Below are 21,516 nucleotides of genomic sequence, written 5' to 3'. Positions count from 1 at the left end.
TTAGAAAATCTTTATATATGATTATTACTTTAGAAATAAGGCAAGTATTAAAATAAAAAGATTTTGGAGGCAGTTATGGCTTATATGATAAATGATTTATATAATTTAACACTAGTCTTATTACGTGGATGTATAGTTACAATGCTTGTTACAGGAGTATATATAATAGGAATAATAAAATATACAAAAAAGTATAGAATTCCTGCTAGAGAAGTAGAGAATATAAAAATTAATAATATGACTAGCAAAGAAAATATTTAGGTGATTTAAAATGTAGCAGCATAAATAATTGTTGCTACATTTATTTTTTTGTATAAGTAGATAATTATTCCATACGTGAAAAAATTGGATTATAATGGATTATATAGTCTAATAAATATTGAGAAAATTTTATTCTGTTTATAATGGGAACTGTGCGCCTTGTTTCTGAGCAATCAGTATAGAAATATATAATAAAATGAGACTACTAGTGAAGATTTTTTTAGTAGAACTCATCATTTTTATTGAGTTTAACAAATGGGTTGGCAGAAACTTGATGTGTGGCTCTTTGGATTATGCTCATCCAATAAATTTACTGAGAGAAGAATTGAAGCACATAGATTAATTGGGTTTTATAAAGTGAGGTGGTATGCAGATGTTTGATAAAGATATTCAAAATGATGATTTGACGGCATTAAGAGAAGGGTTTAAGGAGTTTTTAAATACGAATCACAAGCAGTTATCTTATAAAGATATAATTTGCAGTGAAGCTTTTTATATTTTTAGGTATGATTTTGGAATAGAGCCAATGGAAGTGCTATCTAGTGAAGATGGAATCGAAAGATATAGAATAAAGCTGATGGAACACTTCTCAGATAAAGGAAGGAAAAACCCTAAGTCAGATTCTTATACATATTGCCGTAATATCAAATTATTAAAAGAATATGTTACTGGAGATACTGTAAGTTTAAGCACTGGAAAAGAGGAAAAGAAAATAGATATAAGGATACCGAGAAAAAACAGAAATAGAGGAGATATTCCAAGGCCTAATGAGAATGAAGTAACAAGGTATCTTGAACTATGGGATACCCTTGAAAATTATAAATTTCAAGAAGAGGCATTAGATAAATTGTTCTTTGTAACATATCCTTCGAATACTTTAATGGAAGATGTGCTTGTAAAGGTATCTACACTAAATGATTTTTACAGCACAAATATTTTTGCAGCATATAAGGTGGCCAAACACATTATATCCTTAGATATTGATGAGCGATTAAATAATAGTGATATAACTCTTGTAAATGATATCTCAAAGATTGAAATGGATAATGGGAATATTAAAAACTTCTATTCATTTGCTTCAAAATATTGTAGTCACCATAAGCCTCTTGATTTCCCTATTTACGATAGTTTTGTTAATACTTTGCTTAAGTATTTTAGAGATACAGATAGTTTTTATGAATTCAAAAATGAGGATTTAAAGGACTATGTAAAATTTAAAAATATATTGATTGAATTTCAAAAATATTATGGTTTGGAGCAATTTAACCTAAAGGAAATAGATAAATATTTATGGTTGCTCGGAAAAGAAAAGTTTCCGAAGAATTATGGAAAGGTGAGATTATGAAAATTGAAATGGGAGAATCCCTTATATTATCTTGGCTTAAACGCATTAAGAATTGTCAGTTGGTACAATTGAATTGGACAGTTTCGCCTAAATGGTACTTTGAAAACAAGGATATTATTGCAGAATTGATGAATAAAACTAATGACTTGTTTTCAACAAAGTATGGTTATGATGTATTTAAAAACAATTCTCTTGAACAGTTGATTTCTCAAAGTGAAGCAGATGCAGTAGGAATATCATTTGATGAAAATGGTGCTCATATTTATGCGTGGATTACAATTATTTAATCTGTTTGATAAAAGACAAGTTAAATCTATTTCAATGCCCAAAGAGCCTAAAATAAGACAAGAAAAAATAGCGCAAAGTGCTGATGATATTATTTCAGGATATGAAAATCTAAAGGTGGCTGAAATTGCAAGAACTGCTTTACCACCAATTTTAGAAAGTGGACGAATTCCAGCAGAAATTATTGTTTTAATGCAAACCAAAGAGTATTCAAAAGAAAACTTTGATTTGCAATATCCACTACTAGCAAAAAAATCACAGTATAATACTCGTCCAGTTATATATATGGCAAAGCCGATTTTAAATATTTTTGGAGAAGAATACTATCTTTGCTCTGAGTGGTTTGAAAAACCTGGAGCAAATAATGATAGACCATATTTGCTTAGATGGATTAAAGACAATAAATAATGAATGGAAATTTAGTATAGAAATAAATTACTAAACTCCTGGTTACTCTAATATTAGCATTTGTTTGGAATTTGGGAAAAGAGGCTGCTCTTTACAATTGATAGAAAACAGCAGTTTAGTATTGAAAAGCTAATTGTTAATGAAATATTAAATTTATTTTCTCAGTACTGTAAAAGTGAGCAACTACTTTGTTATGCAACCGATATAGGCATATGGGAAATGGAAATTACAGATATAGAGAATAAAAAATATGTTTTTAAAGGTTCACTTTGTGGTGGAATATCTGTTGGAGATACGGATTTCACAAATTATATAAGGAAACACATCCACATTGATGGCTTATTTGTGTTTAGTAGCTAATTTCATAGTAAGATGTAGCATGTCATGAAATACTGGCGGTTTATTCTGAAAACTGGAATGAGTTACTCGCCTTCATTGGATAGACTACCAAGAAAAAATATAGATTAAGATGACGAAGTAAAGGAGTTTAAAATGGACGAGCAACAATTTCTTATTATAAAGGATTCGTCTAACATAGATGTGTTAGATGAAAACTTGTACTGCTATGACAGTTATGTATTTGCATTAACGCCAGCAATACAAAACAGAACTTCGGAGAGTTTGCTTAGAAAAGTCAAGCAATTTATCGCTTCTGTTCCTGCGGCGCAAAAATCCATAGATTATGTACAAAATAAAACTGAATACATTCCAAGGTTTGACTTAATTTCAGAAGAAATTAAGCAGGCATTGCAAAACGGAACAGCTGAAATAATCCCATGCAAAGATTCTACTGATACTTTCTTTCTTCAAATTAGGACTACAGTCAAAGGTCTTATGATAGGCGGAAAAGAGTATGGTAAGAGCAAGAAAATTAAGGATATCCCTTTAGGCACTAAAACTATTCCAACTGATATTGCTGGAGCGATGCAATGCCTATCTATGCAAAATCAGTTAAACCAAATCGCTAATGGACTTAAGGAAATTTCAGAAGCTTGTGAATTTAATTTTGGCAGAATAATTCAAGGGCAACGCGATGACCGTCTCGCGAAACTATTAAGTAGCAGAAGTTGTTTCATTCAGGCACTTGCAATGTCAGATGAATCTCTACAACGGCAAATGCTAATACAAGCTGTTCGTGATACCAATTCTGCTCGTGCTGAACTTGCGTTTCAAATTAAATCCGATATCTCTTTGCTCGGCAGTGATAAAACACCTAAAGCCAAAGATATGGAAAAGATGGTCTGTGACATAAATACCGCCATAGTTGCAATGAATAATGCCGTTCAAATCTCCCTGTATTCGTATCAGGTTCTTGGCGAGCGTAATGCACAACTTGCGGTAGTTAAAGAACACGAGACTTTTATAAAGCAGGTATTGCTTAAAGAAATCAAATACAAGGGAAATAAACATCGTGCTTGGAAGTTAATTTGCTCCTCTGGAAATAGTGTGTTAACTTCTCAAGATTTCAGTTTACTTCCAAATAAATTACTTGTTAGCTGCAATGCTTTTATTGAAAATAAAAATAAAAATTCAGAAAATTACTTGGAGGGCAAATCTAATGACTAACGAAAAATCTAAACAATGCAAAAGCAAGGGGTGTTATAATCCTGTGCTCGACGGAAAGTATTGCGCGCGTTGCAAGCAAAAAAGAAAAGAAAAAAGAGATAAGATTTTGGCAGGAGTAGGAGGTGCTGTTGTTTTGGGGTGTGGTGTAGCAATAAAAAAAGGGCCTAAGATTGCAGCAAAAGTTATAAAAGTAATTTTGAAGAAATAACTATAAGGCTTGGAAACAACTATGCTCTGATTATCAGAAGCCAAGAAGAAAATGGTGAGCAGATTCGTTATTAGTGATATGGAGATTACTTGAGTTGATGGGAGATTATTTAAATGTTAGAGAATAATCAAAGAAGTTAATGTTTTTTCTACAAATTAGGTTTTAAATAAAGCTATAGTTTAACATAGATAAATAATATAATTCTAAATTAAAATTTAGAATTATATTATAGAGTTTATAACTAAACAGAACTAGATTAGTGATTGGAGAAGAATTTATGGGATTAAAAAATATGTTAAAAAATCCAGAACTAAAAAGTATTATAAAACCAATTTTACCTACTAAATTTACATTTACTACAAATTTAGGTTGGGATGTGGAGGCATTTTCTAAATACTATAAGCTACTTGTACCTAATGAATTGACTAATAAAAGTGATGCTAGATTAGTTGGTATAGCATTTGATTATATGGCGAGATTTATTATTGCTAATTATATTGAAAATGATAAAGAAAGTGTTTTACAAGATATGGTATGCGAAAAAGCTTTTGGTGTATTGAAAAATGTATTAAAAGATGAACTATTTATTAGACAAAAAGAAATATATGAAAATAAAAAAAAGAATATAGAGAATTATATATTTAATTGTTCTGTTGATGATTATTATACTATTATTTTAGATGTATTAACACTTGCTAGGTTAGAACAGATATATAGAACAGGAATAACAAATATTAGATCTATTATTAAAGATGCTCGTGTAAAAAATTTAGAGCTGGAAAAAGATTTAAAAAAGAATTGTGAAATTTTTAAAAAGGTTTTTATTGACTTTGGACTTGTAAGCGAAAATAGCGTTGTTGTATTTAATCCACATTTTGGAGTTTGGTCGTATAAATGCTTTGGTGCAGATGCAGATATATTTATTGATGGTGTACTTTATGATTTTAAATGTGTTAGTAAAAATAACTATAAAATTGACGATATAGCGCAAATATGTGGTTACTATTTACTCCATAGGCTAACTCAGATGAAAGACAATACAGAGGAAATTGAAGATGAAGTCAAGGTATCAGCACCATTAAAAAATATGAGTATTAAAGGTATTGCATTATATAAATCTAGATTTGGAGCTATTGAAAAATTTGATATAAATAAATTTGATAAAGAAGAGCTTGATTTAGTATTAGAAAAAGTAAGAAAATTTATAAATAAATACTATGATTATAATAGCAATATAAATCTTAATGATTTATGGCAAGAATATTTAAAAAGTAAAACTGATGAAAGTTTAAGTAATTAATGATTAATTTGTAAATATAGATTTATAAGTTAATCATATATTTTTTAAAAGAAAATATATTGGTTTGATTAATAAAGAAGGTAAAAATTATGTTTGAAAATATAGAAATAAAAAAATATTTATTATCCATATAATTAGAAATAAATCAGAATAATTATTGTGTTTATACTTTCTATTACGGATATTCTAAAGTAAAGTGTAGATAGTGAATTAAAGTTAAAGGAAGTAATAGACAAGCTTAAATTATTACATCTTTTATCTTGCGAAAAATATGTTAATATATCATAAATTAAAGTTACGTGGTAGCAGAAAACATTAAAGTCCGAGCAAGGCGAGCGTTAATTAAAAGATATTACTACTTCAAGCTGAAGATATAATCTGTGAATATGGAACGTTATATTTTAAAATTCTAGAAATCGTGCGTGTACTATTGCTTAAATAGTATTAATATTGTCCTTTTTATAAAATAAATTGCTGTAGCTGAATAGTTACTAAAAAATAATGATATAAAGAATTTTGTAGAAAAGGGAATAAACGCTAATCTTGATTATCGGTACCATAGTGTAGTTGAAATGCAAGTGGCTTTTGAAAAAGCGTTCCCAAAGCATTTAGATTAAAGAATATGATGATTTTTAGAAGGTGAGGGTACAATGAAGAATAAAAAGAAGATTGTAAATACAATGCTTAAAATAATAATTGTGTACACAGTGGTTGGAGTTATACTTCCATTTTTATTTAAATATGCAATTTTCGAGAGTGCAGCTTTTTCTAATTTGTCTAATAATGAATGGGCTGGCTTTTTAGGAAGCTATGTTGGTGGTATTCTAGGAGGTTTGGGAACTCTGATATCCGTATTTGTAACAGTGAAAGAGAGTCGTGATATACAGGCAGAAAATAAGGCAGATACAGATAAGAAAATTTTGAAGGATAAAGAGGAAAGGGAGAAAGAGAGAAAAGAGGAAAAAGAATTAGAGGAACAAAAAGAAAGAAAACAATTTGCTGATGATATATCTGTTTATGTTGGTAAGTATATCACTCATATTTCAAAATACTATTATGCAGCAAGACGGGCTGAAGATTTAGACTCTGCCTATAGAGATGCCAATGACAAGTTGAAGAAAATTGAAAATAAACTTGTTAATTTGAATAAAGAAATAGATAAAGTTAGGATTGATTCTGACGAATTTATTCAGTTGGAAAGCAAACGAGAGCGTTTGTGTGATAGTAAGGGCATTGCTGAAAGGGAGTATAGTGAAAGGATAAAAGAGAAGGAAAGAAATTCAAGGGATGGAGATCGTTTAGAAGCAAATGAGTGTTATTTCATTTTAAGAACAAAGTTATATAATATTGCGGAAGCAAACGAATTTTTAAAACAGCTGGATGTATTGCATAAAGATATATTTAAACATTTGAATCAAATAGGCATGAACGAAGACTGGCTTCAAATCAACAGCAATTTGCTTATAAAAAAATATTATGTTTTCAAAACAAAATATACTATAGAATCAACAAATAATATCCCTATACCTTTAATGATTTAATAGTTTAAATTTTGTGAAATCAATAATGTATATTAAAGTGTTTAATTTATCTTTTTTATAAATTAAAACAATACAGGGCTAATTCAAATTGTATTAACATTTAATTATCAATGAATTTAAATAGCAATATAGAAATGTAATTTATATAAATTAACGCGTTGTGCTAGTTAAAATTTAATAAAGAAAAACTCTAACAAAATTTAATCATCCCAATTATAATTAAATTAACACTAAAAGTATAATAAGGAGATGATTAAAATGTTAGAGTTCACTTATTATAATACTGAAAAAATTGCTAATTTAAAAGATTTTTTTACAGTTTCTTTTGTGTTAATCGATGATGTTTACAATGAAGTAATTCCTGAATCCATCAAAAATAGAAGAAATATTTCTGAATCTAAGCTCTCAGACTCAGAAATAATAACAATTAGTATCGTAGGCGAAGCCCTTACAATTGATTCTGAAAAAGCTTGGTTCTATTTTGTTAAAAAGAATTATTCAGATTTATTTCCTAATATTTGCGATAGAACAAGATTTAACAGAACCAAAAGAAATTTATACAAAGTAATTTTAGAAATCCAAAGATACTTTTCAAGTCTGGCAATATTTAGTGATGAAGATACTAGAATTATTGACAGTATGCCTATCCCAGTATGCAAATTCGGAAGAGCCTACTTTAGTAAATTATTCAAGGACATATCAACTTATAGTTATTGCGCTTCAAAAAAGGAAACTTATTTTGGATTGAAACTTCACGCTTTAATTACTACTGATGGTTTCATAACAGATTTTCTTTTAACGACTGCTAATACTGATGATAGAGATGCTGTATTCGAACTCATTCAAACAAACGCCAATATAAAGATACTCGCTGATAAAGGATACATCGGTAATGAGCTTAAAGTATCATTAGCTAAAGAAAAAGAAATCTTGTTTTTATCGCTGAAGAGAAAAAATAGTAAGACACCACTAGAAAAACGACTTCGTAACGCTTTATCAAAAGCGCGTCGGAGAGTTGAAACTAGTTTTTCTCAATTAGCTGGCCAATTTAATATTGCAAGAGTTCTAGCTAAGTCAAAGTGGGGGTTAATGCTGAGAATTACTCTAAAAATACTTACTCATAATATATCATTTGTACTAAATGCAATTACAGGAAATACTATTCATATAGCTCAAATTAAACATCTTGCATTTGGTTAAAATTTATTAAATTTTACTCAAGGATATTTTGCGCATTTTTATACTATAATAATTGCAATACAAAAATTAGCACAACGCGTTAAATTAATATTTTATATATCTAAAATTAAAAAGTAGAAAATGTTAATAAGTTTGAAGGCGATAAACATTAAAAATTAATGCTATCGCCTTTTTCTCAAGCTATCTTATGCGAATCATCATTAGAACTATCGGTATCAATAGCTACTCCAAGTTTAGCTGATATTATAGTATTTAACTTATTAATTGATGTTGATAAGTTAGCAATTTGTTTTTCTAAGCGTATTAGCAAATATGACGCTACAGCTATAGCAAAACCATTGGTAGTTATAAGATTAATTAAATCAGTTACTTGCATATATATCCACCTCCTCTTAATGGATATATGAATGTATATAAGCAATTCTATTTGAGTCAATAAAATTTATTAATAATGATAACTACAAAATAAATTATTGATTTCCATCTTCATTAACTATGTAATTATAATAGTGAGCTATAGCTAAATCTACTATTGTACTTACATAGGTGTTTAAATCAGGATGTATGCTTTTAAGTTCACTGATTTTCCTAACAGTAGAAGCTCTAAGCATGTATGTCCTTTTAGTATCTAGGAATTCACCATCAATAGGTGGAGCCATACCATTTGCTACAGAAGCTTTTCTGTTATCTGTAAGGATCTTATTATTAAATGCAATGGTGCCATTTTTGGATGTAGCTTTATTATTAGATGAAATATTGGGAGTAGTATTATTGGATTCAAGACAGGAATCATTATTAGAATTAGTTACAGTAATATTTTCTGCCTCTATATCATCATCAAATGAAAAAGATGAAATACACGGACCAGATGCAATTGGTTCAGATGTAAAGCCTAGTATCTCTTCATTTTCATCAGGAGCAAAATCATTTTTAGGTGGTTCATTTTGTTTTCTTTTAGACATAAGAAATCTCCTTTACTAATTTTATAGGAAACTCGACTCACATTCGTTCGCTGAGTAAGTTCTAAGAACCAAATATAAAAGCTCACAGAGAAAGTTCTGCTAACCAAATGTAAAATTTGGAGCATCACTTTTTGGATTCTCACTTAGGATATATGTAAAAATGGCGAATATTCTAATATGGTAATATTCTTCACCATATATATTCTTCAGAATATTACAATAGAAGAATATATATTCTTAAGAATATGCTTGAAAAATGCGGGCTGAAAGGATGTTAGTATAAAAAATAGTATTAATTTTAATGTTATTGTAGATGACAAACCATATATCCATAATAGCAGCGGATAAAGTTCACTTATACCCTCAAGGGGCACAATGTCCAGGAGCGTGCAGTCGTTAGCTCCCATTTGAAAAAGTGGGAGTGTTACGGATGCTAGCTATCGGATAAATTTTTTGAAGCTGAAATTAAATTATGGAGTGTGTTGTGATATGGTTAAGAATGAAATTAAAATTAAATCAGAAGAAGGAGAAATATTTGATAAAAAGCAAATAGCTCTTGCGATTAGAAATTCCACATTTGACGATGAGCTACGCTGTTCCTTATTAAATGATGGAATACTTAATAAATGTGAAGGATGTTCTCTTAAATATATTTGTGATAGCATTGATCAAGTAGCTCAAAACTATATTGATAAGACTACAGATGTTATTAATAATTTTAATTTTGAATAAGTGGATATAGATTAATATAATTATATAAAAATAAAAACTCCAAGTGAGCCTTGGAGTTTTTATGCTTTGATGCTTTTATAATAATGAGACATATTATTTAGTATTTTCTTTAGAATAGTGTTCTTTTTTAGGATAGCAGTAGAATAGCACATATTCTTTAAATGAGAGTAATCCAAAACTGTATAATTTTTAAAGAATACAAAATCTATAAATTCTTTTTCCTCTCGGGTTAAATTATCTAAAGCCAGTCTTAAATCTTCATAATCACACATTTCACATAATGATACTTCAGTGGAAATTTCTTCTGAAGGAAGATCATTTTCAAAATTATAATGTAAGCTTAATGCTTGATTACCTTCAGTGGAGCTTCTAGATTTAATTCTCTTTATAAGATCTTTGATATTATTTTTAATGGCGTTAGTAGCATAAGCAACGAATCTATGCTTTTTTATATTGTACATTGAAACAGACTTGAAAAGTGATTCAAAGCACTCTTGCTGTATATCATACATGCTATAGCCATCAATAAATGTTCTTTTAGAAATATTATAAATTAAAGGTTTAAATTCAGCAGCTAATTTTTCTTTTGCTGTTTCATCGTTATTCTTGCACTTGATAACTAAAGATTCAATATAATTAAAATCCATGTAAACCTCCTTTAATTCAGTTAAGAGTTTTTGATAAAATTCTTACAAGATTTCTTTAAAAGATTACTCGAAGAGGTTTATGTAGTTTTATTGTATTTGTTATTAAATTTACCTCTACATATAGTATATATGGTTAAAAGCCATATAACGTATATAGAAATATAAAATTAGTTAAGTTTCTGTTGTTTTAGAATATTTTTTTAAGTTTCTAATTGCAGAAAAGTTCCTTATTGTAACACAGCTACTCTTTTCATAAGTGCATAGCTGCTCCTTTTATATGTGTATAACGTATATGAGTAATTAAAAAAATTAAGAATTATAGGGAGAGATGTAAAATGAGTAATTTTATAATAGCAGTAGGTCATACTGCTAGTGGAAATGTTGGATGTGGAGTTGTTGATAAGTTAGATGAAAGTAATTGTACCAGAGCTATAGGAACTTTAGTTGCAGAGTATTTGCAGCAGAGAGGTCATGGGGGTAATTTACTTAGAATTGATAAAAGTAATAGCTATAGCTGTCAAGATTGTTATGAGAGGGCAAATCAAGCTAATGAGATAGCAAAAACAACAGATATAAAACTTTACGTAGAGATTCATATTAATGCAGGAGGAGGTAGTGGCCCTGAAGTATTAGTATTTGGAAAATCAGAAGTAGCTAATCAATATGCTACTAAAGTATGCAATGAATTATCAAATACTCTGAATTTACCTAATAGAGGAGTAAAAACAAGAAACTTAATTGTTCTTAATGAAACTGTTATGCCGGCAATTTTAGTTGAATGTTTATTTGCTGATAGTGATGATGCAGGCAAATATGATCCGGAAGTTATTGCAAGAGCTATTGTTAATGGATTGGTTGGAGCAGATGGTTCTAGTAATGGAGAATGGAAGAGTGGGTGGAATCATAATGATATTGGTTGGTGGTATTGCACGGATATAGAAAATAAATACTATTATACATCTCAAAATGGCTGGCAGGAGATTGAGGGGGAGTGGTATATATTCGATGATATGGGATATGCTTTGCAGAATTGCTGGTACCAGGATAAAAACAATAATGTCTGGTATTATTTGGATGAAAATTGTAAGATGGTGAGGGGAAGTAAGGATAAGCCTTTGTGGAAGTGGATAGATGGAAAATGTTGTGCTTTTGATCAACATGGGAGAATGTATTGTGATTGTGTAATCCCTGATGGATTTAGCGTTGATGAAGGTGGAGCTTGGTTGAGATAAAAAAGATAATATGTTTGCATTATAAGGCATGTAGAGACAATGTTTCTGCTATATAAAATTTGAAATAAAAGAAATAATAGGCGTTCTTTCAGAATCAGAACAATGATGGACTAAAGAATTAAATCTAATAGGTTGGAATGATAAAGAGGCTAAATATGATTTGAAAGTAAATTAGTGATTTAATAATTGATAGATTTATTTAGGTTTTGCATTGTTATATGAAGCAAAAATTAGCGCTTCTATTCTACAAAAGTTGATCTATTAGTAATCAAGAAATATTGTTTTTTAAAATTACTTGCCGAATTTTAGAAAATAGTATTCAAAATAAAAACGATAAACACGTTTTTATTTTGAATAAATATTGAATAAGGAGGCAATATAATATAGTATATATAGTATAAAAACAAAAATAGTGATTTTAGGAGGCAAAGATGAAATTACTAAAAATTAAAATTAAAGGTTTAAAACTTTTTAAAGATGAACTCGAAATAGACTTTTTTGCTGAACAACGTGTTGGTCCTGAAAAAAATGAAATGTTATATAAATTGTTTTCTAATATTTATATTAATAATGTTATTGCTTTAATAGGAATTAATGCTTCAGGGAAAACGTCAATTCTAAAAGCTATATCTTTTGTAATTAATATGTTAAATAATGAACCAATCAATAAAATTGATTACAACGATATTTTAAATGGAATAAATTATGATGATGAAGTTATATTTGAGACATATTTCTATTCAGAAGAAAATTATATAAACAAATTACAAACTGTTGTAAAAAGAGATGATCTATCCCCAGATGGTGAAAATAAATATACAATTAAAGAAGAAAAACTTTGGAGAAAAGACTTAAGCTCAGTAAAAACTAAAAAAAGCCTTTTTGAATTTGAGAAATTGAATCCAGTTCAAATAAGAAATGCAGATGAAGAATTTTTGATGGAAGATGTTAGTATCATTATTTCCTTAAATAAAAAATATAATTCACGCTTCTATATTAGAGATATGATAAACTTGACGAATACAAATCAAATTACTTTTACTGGAGAATTTCCTCCTCAATTAATAACTTTTTTAGATCCTGGTATTGAGTATTTAAATTTAAAACAGGATGGTAAAAAATTAGAAATAAGATTAAAATTTAGAGAAAAGGAAGAAATTATTTTATATGATCCAGTGGAACTAAATAATTACTTATCTTCTGGTACTATAAAGGGAATAAATGTATTCTTAAATGCCATGTTAGCTTTTCATAATGGAGGCTATCTGATTGTTGACGAATTGGAAAATCATTTTAATAGAGAAATTGTTTCTACATTAATCAGATTTTTTATGAATGAAAAAATTAATCATAAAGGTGCAACTATAATATTTTCAACACACTATTCACAGTTATTAGATGAATTTGAAAGAAGTGATGATATTTATATTGTCAGAAATAAAAATGGTATAAACGTTGAAAAACTTTCTAAAATATTGAAGAGAAATGATATTAAAAAAAGTGAAGCTTACCAAAGTGGTTATTTACAAGGTACTGCACCAGCTTATGAATCATATATTAATTTTAAAAATGCTATTATTTCTGGCAGAATTGATGAGGTATGATTATGGAATTAGAAGGATATATAGCATGTATTTGTGAAGGATCAGCGGAACAAGCAATAATGGACTTACTTCTTGAAAATAATAAATTAGAATTTAGTAAAGAGCAGCTGCTTGAAGAAGAGATTATTAGGTGCCGAAGTGCTAAAAACTTTGAAAATCAGTATTTACGAAAGGCTTTTGGTAAGCAAATAACTGTCCTAAGAATTTTAGATTCAAGAAGAGAAAATTTTAAATTAAGTGCTATGTATGAAGATAAAGTAAGTGTTTACAATATTGTCACAGCCCCTGAAATTGAAATGCTTATAATATATAAAGAAGTAAAATATAACGAATATAAGAAGTCGGGTAAGAAACCTAGTGAATATTGCAAAGAGAATCTTAAATATAGTGATGTTAAGAATTATAAATTTGTAGAAAACTATTTTAAGGATGTTGATGAATTAGTTAAAGCAATTTGCGAACATAAAAGGCTTGCTAAAATACCTAAGGGAGAGAAAACTCTTTTTGATTTATTGAAAAAAATTAATTAAATAATTTAATACAAGGTGTTAAGAGTTTGGATAATAAATGCGTTGATTGATAGAATTGAGGTTCTTGAAACAACGCATTTTGTTTTTGCGTGGTTGACTTTATTTAATAATGATATTTTAGAATAGAAATTAGAGGGGATGATTGAAATGGATATAGATATAAAAAGAGCTGAAAAAAGATTAAAATATTTAAGTAAATTAATATTAGAAAATGGAAAATATGATAAAATTCAAACATTAAATATGTAATTTGTTTAAATTACATATTTAATGTTTGTGATAAATTTCCTTTTATGGTATCGTTGTATTATGGTAGAAAGTTTAATTTTAGAAAGGCACAATATTTATGAGGAAATTAAATGAATTAGTTGAATTTACAAGCGGTTCACCTCAATTTAGAATTACAGAAGTTACTGACGAACATGCATCTGTATTTATTTATTATAGCCAAACAGGTTTAACAGATGATTTGGTTGGGATTATTTCTGAGGGGATAGAGAATAAACAAGTAAGAACTTATGATGAGGTAAGTACATTATGTGAGAATGATGTTATATTTAGTTTAATTACTGGAATGGCTACAATAATAAGAAAGAATCATGAAGGATATCTTTATACACAAAATTATGTCAAATTATTACCTAGCAATGATATTGATTCAAAGTTTCTGGTATACCTTATAAATGAAAATAAAATGATAAAGAAACAGCTTATGATGGGATTACAAGGATCACAAGTTTTAAAATATACATTGAAGCAACTAAAAGAGCTGGAAATACCTAAAATTCCATCTATCGATAAGCAAAGGATAATTGGACAAGTTTATTTTAATCAATTAAGACTTGAGGCTCTTAAACATCGGGCAGCTAAACTTAAATCAACTATTATTTTAGCTAATTTAGAGGAGGTTATTAAATAATGAAAGAGGATGAATTTGAAACAGAATTAATACAATATATTACTACTGGAGCGATAACAAAACCTGAACGTTTAGAGGGATTAGGGGAATTTGTTGTTGCTGAAAATAATGTTGATTATGTAGTGAAATCAAAGTTATGGACTTATGAGCCAGAGATTAAGACTACAGAACAACTTTGGAATAATTTTAAAAAAATACTTGAAAGAAACAATCAAAATACCCTTGATAATCCACTAAGTTTTGTTGAGTTTAATCAAGTTAAAAAGGTTATTTCTGCTATTAAGACACCATATGAAGCAGGACAATTCTTATATGGAATGAATGGTGTATCTCAAATTGAAATTGATTTAGATGATGGACGCCATGTATTTTTAACTGTTTTTGATCAAAAACAAATTGGTGCAGGAGATACAGTATATCAAGTAGTTAATCAGATTAATCGTCCTGCAATTATTAATGGAAAGCAAGATCGTCGTTTTGATACTACGCTTTTGATAAATGGACTACCTATAATACAAATTGAAGAAAAACGTGATACTCATGATGTTAATGAAGCATTAAATCAAATGCATCAATATTGTGATGAAAATCAATATGGTGATATTTTTTCAACACTACAGATTTTAGTGGCTATTACCCCAAATAATGTGAAGTATATGGCAAATACTACATCTGATAAATTTAATAAGGATTTTGCTTTTAATTGGCAAAGAAAAAGTGATAGTTCAATTGTACGAAGTTGGAAAGAGTTTGCTGATTCAATGTTAAGTATACCAATGGCACATCAAATGGCTACTAATTATATGATTTTAGATGGTACAAAAAATAAACAAACATTAAAGGTAATGAGACCATATCAAGTGTATGCAACCCAAAATATAATTGAAAAGATAAAAAAAGTAGATTTTGAATTTGGAACTAATAAGGTAGGATATATTTGGCACACTACTGGGTCAGGTAAAACAATTACTAGTTTTAAAACAGCATGGCTTGCTAGTCGTATGCCAAAGGTGGACAAAGTAGTTTTTGTAGTAGATAGAATAGCATTAACTAAACAAACAAATGAGAACTACAGAGCTTATGACCCAGATTCTAGTGAAGATACGATTGGCAGTATTGAAAATACTAATAGTACAACAGATTTAAGTAGAAAATTAAAAAGTAAAGATAATAATATAATAGTTACATCTGTTCAAAAGCTTGATACTTTAGTGAAGCGTAAATCTTTTCAAGCACCGGATAAAAATATAGTATTTATTGTAGATGAAGCACACCGTTCAACTGGTAGTGAAAATTTTGAAAAGATACAGAAAGCTTTTAAGAAATCTGCTTGGGTTGGATATACAGGAACGCCGATGTTTGATGAAACTACTAGTGGTTTACGAACTGAAGATATTTTTGGACCACTTTTACATGCCTATACAATTCGTGAAGCTATTGCAGATAAAAATGTTTTAGGATTTAAAGTTGATTTTGAAACAACAATTGATGAAGAACAAATGAAAAGAGAATACTTACCAGCTTTTTATAGAGAGCGTTATCCAAATTGGACAGAAGAAAAGATACAGGAAAAAATTAATAATTTAAATCAAGAAGATATGGATGATGCAATTGAACCAAGTTTTTATGATGAAAATCTTGATCATGTAAAACTTGTAGTTGAAGATATCTTTACTAATTGGAGAAATCGTTCAAACGAAGGCAAGTATAATGCGTTATTTACAACACATGTAGGTGGCGGTAAAGCTAGTACACCAATGGCAATGATGTATTTTAGAGAATTCCAGCGAGTAAATGATGAGAATAGGAAGAATGGTGGACAAGTACTTAAGGTTGCAGTTACATTTAGTTTAAATTCTTCTAATAATAATAATATGCTAGAAACTAATAAAGGTTTATTTGAAGCTATAGATATTTATAATAAAGAATTTAACACAAGCTTTGGACTGGATGATGTTGCAGGGTATACACAAGATGTTACAAGTCGTTTAAATAAAAGTGCATTAGATAAGAATTACTTAGATATTGTAATTGTTGTAGATCAGCTTTTAACTGGATTTGATGCACCAGAGCTTAATACCCTTTATGTTGACAGAACGTTAAAAGGGGCTGGGCTTATCCAGGCATATTCAAGAACAAATCGTATTGCAGATATGCAAGATAAACCTTGGGGACGTATTGTTAATTATCGTTGGCCTGCACATAATGAGAAGCTTATGAATAAGGCTTTGGCAATTTATGCAAATAAGGATTCTGCAATTTTATCAGATGAGGAGCAACGTAAAGTCAATGAAAAAGATGGAATTGTAGCAAAACCTTTTGAAGAGATATTTAATGAAGTAAAAGAGACAGTTGAAAAATTAAGTGATTTAACTAAGGAATTTCAACAATTACCACCTTCGGAGAAGAAAAAGGAAGAGATGCTTGAATTATTACGTGATTACAATGCTGGTATGGCAAAACTTAAGCAGTATAACTCTGAAGAGGTTGATGGAAATATAGTAGGATTTAACTATGATAATCCAGATGAATTAGTTGAAATGTTAGGTATGACAAGCGAGCAAGAAGTTATGCTTACAACAGTTTTAACAAATGAATTAAAGCAATTTATAGCAAAAGAAAGGAATATACCTTTGCAGCAAATTGAATTAAAGATGACGCATGTAAAATATGTTAGAATAGATTATGATTATTTAACTCAATTGGTGGAACAACTATTAAATGAGGTTCACGAAGGTAAAAAGAAACAGGCTAAGGAAACAAAGGATAAGATAGAACAATTTGCTAATGGATTAGATGATAGAAATTACGCTAATAAAATTAAGAATGCTGCAAATGCTATTATTAAAGGACATTATCCACCAGCAGGTGCTATTGTAAAATATCCAATGAAATTAGAAAGCAGTGAGATAATAATAGAGCAAGCTAATAATGTAAGTTTAGATAGAACATTTTTAGACTTTAGAGTAAAATGGGGAATTACAGATATTATAACAAGTGCTGAAATGAGAGAACTATTTAGCAAACATCATCATGGTATACAAGATTTGGATGATAATGGACAAATAAGAGATATAGTTGCAAAAGCAACATTGGATTATGTGACGCTCGCACATGACGAAGATATTCAAGGTTTATCAAAGATTAAGTATCGTAATAATTTACGTGATGCTATATATAAATTGGCAGATGAACAAGTAGAGAATTAATGTTTTTGAATTGAATCTTTAGTATTCAGTTCGGATAGGAGATAAAATGGGAAAAAATAAAGAAAATGTACCTAAAATAAGATTTCCGGGATTTACGGATCCTTGGGAACAGCGTAAGTTGGGGGAATTATTAATCTCTTCCGATAAAAGAAATAATGCAGGAAAGTATACACAAGATGATATATTGGCTGCATCATTAGGAACTGAATTGGTAAAAAAACATATATTTTTTGGATTGAGGTCAACAGAAGAGTCGGTTAAAAATTACAGAGTAGTGGATTCAGGTGATGTAATATACACAAAGTCTCCTATAAAGGGTTATCCAAATGGAATTATCAGAACAAACAAAGGATTAGAGGGAATTGTTCCATCTTTGTATTGCGTTTACCATAGCATAGCAAGTATTAATTCAAGTTTTATTCAAAGCTATTTTGAAGATAAAGGTAGACTAGATGGCTATTTGAATCCTATGGTAAATGTTGGGGCAAGGAACAATGTTAACATTACTGATTTAGGATTTCTTGAAGGTACTATTTGTATACCACAAAATATTGATGAACAAAACAAAATAGTTAACTTTTTTAATCATTTGACGAACCTTATTTCCCTTCATCAACGTAAATTAGAACACCTACAAGATAAGAAGAAGGTATTATCACAAAAAATGTTTCCTAAAGAGGGAGAAAAATTTCCGGAATTTCGTTTTCCTGGATTTACTGACCCTTGGGAACAGCATCTAATAGGAGACTACTACTACTTTAAGAATGGACTTAACAAAGGTAAGGAATTTTTTGGACATGGAGTTTCTATTGTAAATTTTACTGATGTTTTTCATAATCGTGGTATTAATGCATCAAAGTTGAAAGGAAAGGTTAATTTACAACCTTCAGAAATTGCTAATTATAGTGTTCAGAAAGGTGATATTTTTTTTACAAGAACGTCTGAAACAATTGATGAAATTGGATATCCATCAGTTATGATAGATGAGCCAAATGACACAGTTTTTAGTGGCTTTGTTTTAAGAGGTAGAGCTGTCGAAGAAGATCCACTAACCATTAAGTTTAAACAATATGTTTTCTATACAGATGAGTTTCGCAAGGAAATGATTAAAAAAAGTTCTATGACAACTAGAGCACTTACATCTGGTACAGCAATTAAACAAATGGAAATTTATTTCCCTAAAGATAAAAGAGAACAGGATAAAATAGGTGACTATTTTGAGAAACTGGATAAACTTATCACCATTAATAAGCGTAAGGTAGAACACTTACAACAACAAAAGAAAGGGCTTCTACAACAGATGTTTATCTGATGTCTAGCCACTGTAATACCCCTACTTCTTTAAGTGGGGGATAACAGTGGCACGACCCTAGATAAGTTCAACTAACCTTCAGTGGAAGATTAAAACTCCCTCTGAAGCTAATTTTCACTTTATCTAAAGCAAATTAATAAAAGAGAGGAAATAAAAATCATGAGTAATAATATACAATCAATTACAAATAAATTATGGGCAATGGCAAATGAATTACGAGGAACTATGGATGCATCAGAGTACAAAAATTATATATTGGCATTTATGTTTTATAGATATTTATCAGAGCATCAAGAGGAGTACTTGTTAAAGAATAATGTTATTGATGTTATAGAGGGGGAGTCTATTAATGAAGCCTATAATTCACAAGTAGATGAGTCTGAGTTAGAAGATTACCTGCAAGATATTTCAGCAAGTTTAGGATATGCAATTGCTCCAAAGGATACATGGCAGTCATTGATTGATAAAATTAATAATTCACAAGTTATTCCTAGTGACTACCAAACTATTTTTGATAACTTTAATAAAAATGCAGAATTAAATAAAGAAGCAGTAAAAGATTTCCGTGGAGTATTTAATGATATTAATTTAGGAGATTCTCGTCTGGGGAATTCTACAAATGAACGTGCTAAATCACTTAATAACATAGTAAAGTTAGTTGATAGTATTGAATATAAAGGTAATGATGGAAAAGACATTTTAGGCGAAATATATGAATACCTAATTGGTCAATTTGCGGCTAGTGCTGGTAAAAAAGGTGGAGAATTCTATACACCACATCAAGTAAGTAAGATTTTAGCTAAAGTAGTAACAGAAGGTGTAGAAAAATGTGATGAATTATTTAGTGTATATGACCCAACAATGGGATCAGGTTCTTTATTACTTACTGTAGGTCAAGAATTGCCAAAAGGCACTCCTATGAAGTACTTTGGGCAAGAATTGAATACAACTACATATAACTTGGCACGTATGAATTTAATGATGCATGGTATATCTTATAACAATATGGTATTAAATAATGCTGATACATTAGAAAGTGATTGGCCAGATGGTCCAGATGCAAAAGGTATTGATCATCCACGTAGCTTTGATGCAGTAGTTGCCAATCCACCATATTCGGCAAAATGGGATAATGATGAAACTAAATTAAAAGACCCGCGTTTTGGTGAATATGGGAAGTTAGCACCAGCTTCAAAGGCAGATTACGCTTTTATATTGCATAGTATATATCATTTAAATAAGACTGGAACAATGGCTATTGTGCTGCCTCATGGAGTTTTATTTAGAGGTGCAGCAGAAGGAAAAATAAGAGAAACTTTAATTGGTAAAAATTTTCTTGATACAATAATTGGATTACCAGCAAATTTATTTTATGGAACAAGTATTCCAACAGTAATTCTAGTACTAAAGAGGAATCGTGAAAATAAAGATATATTATTTATTGATGCAAGTAATGATTTTGAAAAGAATAAAAATCAAAATAATTTAAGAGATGAAGATATTGATAAAATCATAAAAACATATAAAGAACGTAAAGACGTTGAAAAGTATGCTCATTTGGCATCTATTGAAGAAATTAGAGAGAATGATTTTAATTTAAACATACCACGTTATGTTGATACTTTTGAGGAAGAAGAACCAATTGATTTAGAAGAAATAAACAAGCTGTTAGAACAAGATAATAAGGAAATTGCTGAGCTTGAAGCTGAGATTAATGAACAATTGAAGATATTAGGGGTTAGAATTTAAATTATTTTATATAGGGAAGATGGGGCAGTCATCTTCCTTGTATAAAAGATTGTTACACTAAATTAGTAAGAGATGGATAAGTAAGTTTAGTGCAAATTATTTCATGAGTTTTGGAAGCAAAGAAGGTTACAAAAATAAAAAGGATAAACTAAATAACTAAACCTAATTTCTTGGAATGATAAAGAGCCTAAATATGATTTAAGAGATTGGGATGAAGAGCATAAGAAAATCATTAAAGAAATTACTTTACCTGTAGAGGAATTCAATAAGCTTAAAGAAATATTTAATAACATAGAACTATAATATTATAAAGCACTAGATGTAAAATAAGCATCTAGTGTTTTGTTTTGGTAAAAATATTTTAATAGGTAAATTTATAGAGTCTGTTTTAAAATAAATTATATATAAATATATTAGGCTTATGTATTGACATACATAAACAGAGGTAGTAAAATAAAATTGTTCTCAGAAATGAGGCCATTATATTAAATAATTTTTTTTATAAT

Annotated in this window: 21 protein-coding genes and 1 pseudogene; 19 read left to right on the top strand and 3 right to left on the bottom strand. The window is 29.2% G+C overall.

Translation table 11 applies throughout. The features are described from left to right. Nucleotides 1–75 precede the first annotated feature (75 nt). From L1S46_RS18980 to L1S46_RS18935, 10 genes are all read left to right on the top strand, one after another. Nucleotides 76–261, top strand: coding sequence for a hypothetical protein (locus L1S46_RS18980; RefSeq protein WP_238900725.1), 186 nt, complete (start codon nt 76–78; stop codon nt 259–261). Nucleotides 262–634: 373 nt separating this feature from the next. After that, the gene (locus L1S46_RS18975; RefSeq protein WP_238900724.1) at nt 635–1,606 is read left to right on the top strand and encodes a hypothetical protein; all 972 of its coding nucleotides are present in this window, start codon (nt 635–637) and stop codon (nt 1,604–1,606) included. After that, nucleotides 1,603–1,893, top strand: coding sequence for a hypothetical protein (locus L1S46_RS18970; protein WP_238900723.1), 291 nt, complete (start codon nt 1,603–1,605; stop codon nt 1,891–1,893). Before L1S46_RS18975 ends, L1S46_RS18970 begins: the two co-directional genes overlap by 4 nt. Beyond that, nucleotides 1,871–2,299 (top strand): hypothetical protein, encoded by a 429-nt coding sequence (locus tag L1S46_RS18965; protein ID WP_238900722.1) that lies wholly within the window; start codon nt 1,871–1,873, stop codon nt 2,297–2,299. The genes L1S46_RS18970 and L1S46_RS18965 overlap by 23 nt, the downstream gene beginning before the upstream one ends. Nucleotides 2,300–2,359: 60 nt before the next feature. Next, nucleotides 2,360–2,659, top strand: coding sequence for a hypothetical protein (locus tag L1S46_RS18960; protein WP_238900721.1), 300 nt, complete (start codon nt 2,360–2,362; stop codon nt 2,657–2,659). Between the two features lie 132 nt (nt 2,660–2,791). After that, entirely contained in the window at nt 2,792–3,865 is a 1,074-nt protein-coding gene (locus tag L1S46_RS18955) for a hypothetical protein (RefSeq protein ID WP_238900720.1), read from the top strand. Continuing rightward, the gene (locus L1S46_RS18950; protein WP_238900719.1) at nt 3,858–4,073 is read left to right on the top strand and encodes a hypothetical protein; all 216 of its coding nucleotides are present in this window, start codon (nt 3,858–3,860) and stop codon (nt 4,071–4,073) included. Before L1S46_RS18955 ends, L1S46_RS18950 begins: the two co-directional genes overlap by 8 nt. 277 nt (nt 4,074–4,350) lie before the next feature. Beyond that, nucleotides 4,351–5,373 (top strand): hypothetical protein, encoded by a 1,023-nt coding sequence (locus L1S46_RS18945; RefSeq protein ID WP_238900718.1) that lies wholly within the window; start codon nt 4,351–4,353, stop codon nt 5,371–5,373. A gap of 650 nt (nt 5,374–6,023) precedes the next feature. Next, nucleotides 6,024–6,914 (top strand): hypothetical protein, encoded by an 891-nt coding sequence (locus tag L1S46_RS18940; protein WP_238900717.1) that lies wholly within the window; start codon nt 6,024–6,026, stop codon nt 6,912–6,914. A 252-nt stretch (nt 6,915–7,166) separates the two neighbouring features. Then, nucleotides 7,167–8,114, top strand: a complete 948-nt coding sequence (locus L1S46_RS18935) for an IS982 family transposase (protein WP_174775803.1) — start codon at nt 7,167–7,169, stop codon at nt 8,112–8,114. Nucleotides 8,115–8,289: 175 nt separating this feature from the next. Here L1S46_RS18935 and L1S46_RS18930 read toward each other — a convergent pair whose 3' ends face one another. Next, nucleotides 8,290–8,490, bottom strand: a complete 201-nt coding sequence (locus tag L1S46_RS18930) for a YvrJ family protein (protein WP_238900716.1) — start codon at nt 8,488–8,490, stop codon at nt 8,290–8,292. Nucleotides 8,491–8,584: 94 nt separating this feature from the next. Then, nucleotides 8,585–9,076 carry a hypothetical protein gene (locus L1S46_RS18925; RefSeq protein WP_238900715.1) on the bottom strand — a complete coding sequence of 164 codons (492 nt, stop codon included), beginning with the start codon at nt 9,074–9,076 and terminating at the stop codon, nt 8,585–8,587. A 489-nt stretch (nt 9,077–9,565) separates the two neighbouring features. On the opposite strand from L1S46_RS18925, the gene L1S46_RS18920 reads away from it, so the two are divergent. Next, nucleotides 9,566–9,808, top strand: a complete 243-nt coding sequence (locus L1S46_RS18920; protein ID WP_238900747.1) for a hypothetical protein — start codon at nt 9,566–9,568, stop codon at nt 9,806–9,808. Nucleotides 9,809–9,867: 59 nt separating this feature from the next. On the opposite strand, the gene L1S46_RS18915 is transcribed toward L1S46_RS18920, so the two are convergent. Then, complete coding sequence (locus L1S46_RS18915) at nt 9,868–10,455, bottom strand: sigma-70 family RNA polymerase sigma factor (protein WP_238900714.1); 588 nt, start codon at nt 10,453–10,455, stop codon at nt 9,868–9,870. 335 nt (nt 10,456–10,790) lie between these two features. On the opposite strand from L1S46_RS18915, the gene L1S46_RS18910 reads away from it, so the two are divergent. The 8 genes and pseudogenes from L1S46_RS18910 to L1S46_RS18875 all read left to right on the top strand — a co-directional run. Next, nucleotides 10,791–11,687 (top strand): N-acetylmuramoyl-L-alanine amidase, encoded by an 897-nt coding sequence (locus L1S46_RS18910; protein WP_238900713.1) that lies wholly within the window; start codon nt 10,791–10,793, stop codon nt 11,685–11,687. 431 nt (nt 11,688–12,118) lie between these two features. Further along, entirely contained in the window at nt 12,119–13,291 is a 1,173-nt protein-coding gene (locus L1S46_RS18905) for an AAA family ATPase (protein ID WP_238900712.1), read from the top strand. A 2-nt stretch (nt 13,292–13,293) separates the two neighbouring features. Further along, nucleotides 13,294–13,821 carry a hypothetical protein gene (locus tag L1S46_RS18900; protein ID WP_238900711.1) on the top strand — a complete coding sequence of 176 codons (528 nt, stop codon included), beginning with the start codon at nt 13,294–13,296 and terminating at the stop codon, nt 13,819–13,821. Nucleotides 13,822–14,167: 346 nt separating this feature from the next. Beyond that, nucleotides 14,168–14,740, top strand: coding sequence for a restriction endonuclease subunit S (locus L1S46_RS18895; RefSeq protein WP_238900710.1), 573 nt, complete (start codon nt 14,168–14,170; stop codon nt 14,738–14,740). Beyond that, nucleotides 14,740–17,949: an HsdR family type I site-specific deoxyribonuclease gene (locus L1S46_RS18890; RefSeq protein WP_238900709.1), complete on the top strand. Its 3,210-nt coding sequence runs from the start codon at nt 14,740–14,742 to the stop codon at nt 17,947–17,949. The genes L1S46_RS18895 and L1S46_RS18890 overlap by 1 nt, the downstream gene beginning before the upstream one ends. 118 nt (nt 17,950–18,067) lie before the next feature. Continuing rightward, a complete protein-coding gene (locus L1S46_RS18885) occupies nt 18,068–19,261 on the top strand; it encodes a restriction endonuclease subunit S (protein WP_238900708.1) in 1,194 nt (397 codons plus the stop codon). 159 nt (nt 19,262–19,420) lie between these two features. Further along, on the top strand, nt 19,421–21,010 hold the full coding sequence (locus L1S46_RS18880) for a type I restriction-modification system subunit M (protein WP_238900707.1): 1,590 nt from the start codon (nt 19,421–19,423) through the stop codon (nt 21,008–21,010). Nucleotides 21,011–21,148: 138 nt separating this feature from the next. Continuing rightward, nucleotides 21,149–21,313, top strand: a pseudogene (locus tag L1S46_RS18875) (PC4/YdbC family ssDNA-binding protein); the annotation flags it as partial. Nucleotides 21,314–21,516: the final 203 nt, after the last annotated feature.

This window comes from Clostridium sp. YIM B02500, assembly GCF_022324665.1.
Lineage (GTDB): Bacteria > Bacillota > Clostridia > Clostridiales > Clostridiaceae > Clostridium > Clostridium beijerinckii.
The sequence above is the reverse complement of the archived record's forward strand: the minus strand, read 5'-3'. Positions and strand labels throughout refer to the sequence as shown.

Bases quoted from the DNA above. Each gene is read 5' to 3' on its own strand.
- L1S46_RS18910 (WP_238900713.1), top strand. From the start codon at position 10,791: ATGAGTAATTTTATAATAGCAGTAGGTCATACTGCTAGTGGAAATGTT.
- L1S46_RS18940 (WP_238900717.1), top strand. From the start codon at position 6,024: ATGAAGAATAAAAAGAAGATTGTAAATACAATGCTTAAAATAATAATT.
- L1S46_RS18920 (WP_238900747.1), top strand. From the start codon at position 9,566: ATGGTTAAGAATGAAATTAAAATTAAATCAGAAGAAGGAGAAATATTT.
- L1S46_RS18900 (WP_238900711.1), top strand. From the start codon at position 13,294: ATGGAATTAGAAGGATATATAGCATGTATTTGTGAAGGATCAGCGGAA.
- L1S46_RS18975 (WP_238900724.1), top strand. From the start codon at position 635: ATGTTTGATAAAGATATTCAAAATGATGATTTGACGGCATTAAGAGAA.
- L1S46_RS18965 (WP_238900722.1), top strand. From the start codon at position 1,871: ATGCGTGGATTACAATTATTTAATCTGTTTGATAAAAGACAAGTTAAA.
- L1S46_RS18945 (WP_238900718.1), top strand. From the start codon at position 4,351: ATGGGATTAAAAAATATGTTAAAAAATCCAGAACTAAAAAGTATTATA.
- L1S46_RS18955 (WP_238900720.1), top strand. From the start codon at position 2,792: ATGGACGAGCAACAATTTCTTATTATAAAGGATTCGTCTAACATAGAT.
- L1S46_RS18950 (WP_238900719.1), top strand. From the start codon at position 3,858: ATGACTAACGAAAAATCTAAACAATGCAAAAGCAAGGGGTGTTATAAT.
- L1S46_RS18915 (WP_238900714.1), bottom strand. From the start codon at position 10,455: ATGGATTTTAATTATATTGAATCTTTAGTTATCAAGTGCAAGAATAAC.
- L1S46_RS18890 (WP_238900709.1), top strand. From the start codon at position 14,740: ATGAAAGAGGATGAATTTGAAACAGAATTAATACAATATATTACTACT.
- L1S46_RS18895 (WP_238900710.1), top strand. From the start codon at position 14,168: ATGAGGAAATTAAATGAATTAGTTGAATTTACAAGCGGTTCACCTCAA.
- L1S46_RS18970 (WP_238900723.1), top strand. From the start codon at position 1,603: ATGAAAATTGAAATGGGAGAATCCCTTATATTATCTTGGCTTAAACGC.
- L1S46_RS18925 (WP_238900715.1), bottom strand. From the start codon at position 9,076: ATGTCTAAAAGAAAACAAAATGAACCACCTAAAAATGATTTTGCTCCT.
- L1S46_RS18880 (WP_238900707.1), top strand. From the start codon at position 19,421: ATGAGTAATAATATACAATCAATTACAAATAAATTATGGGCAATGGCA.
- L1S46_RS18905 (WP_238900712.1), top strand. From the start codon at position 12,119: ATGAAATTACTAAAAATTAAAATTAAAGGTTTAAAACTTTTTAAAGAT.
- L1S46_RS18930 (WP_238900716.1), bottom strand. From the start codon at position 8,490: ATGCAAGTAACTGATTTAATTAATCTTATAACTACCAATGGTTTTGCT.
- L1S46_RS18980 (WP_238900725.1), top strand. From the start codon at position 76: ATGGCTTATATGATAAATGATTTATATAATTTAACACTAGTCTTATTA.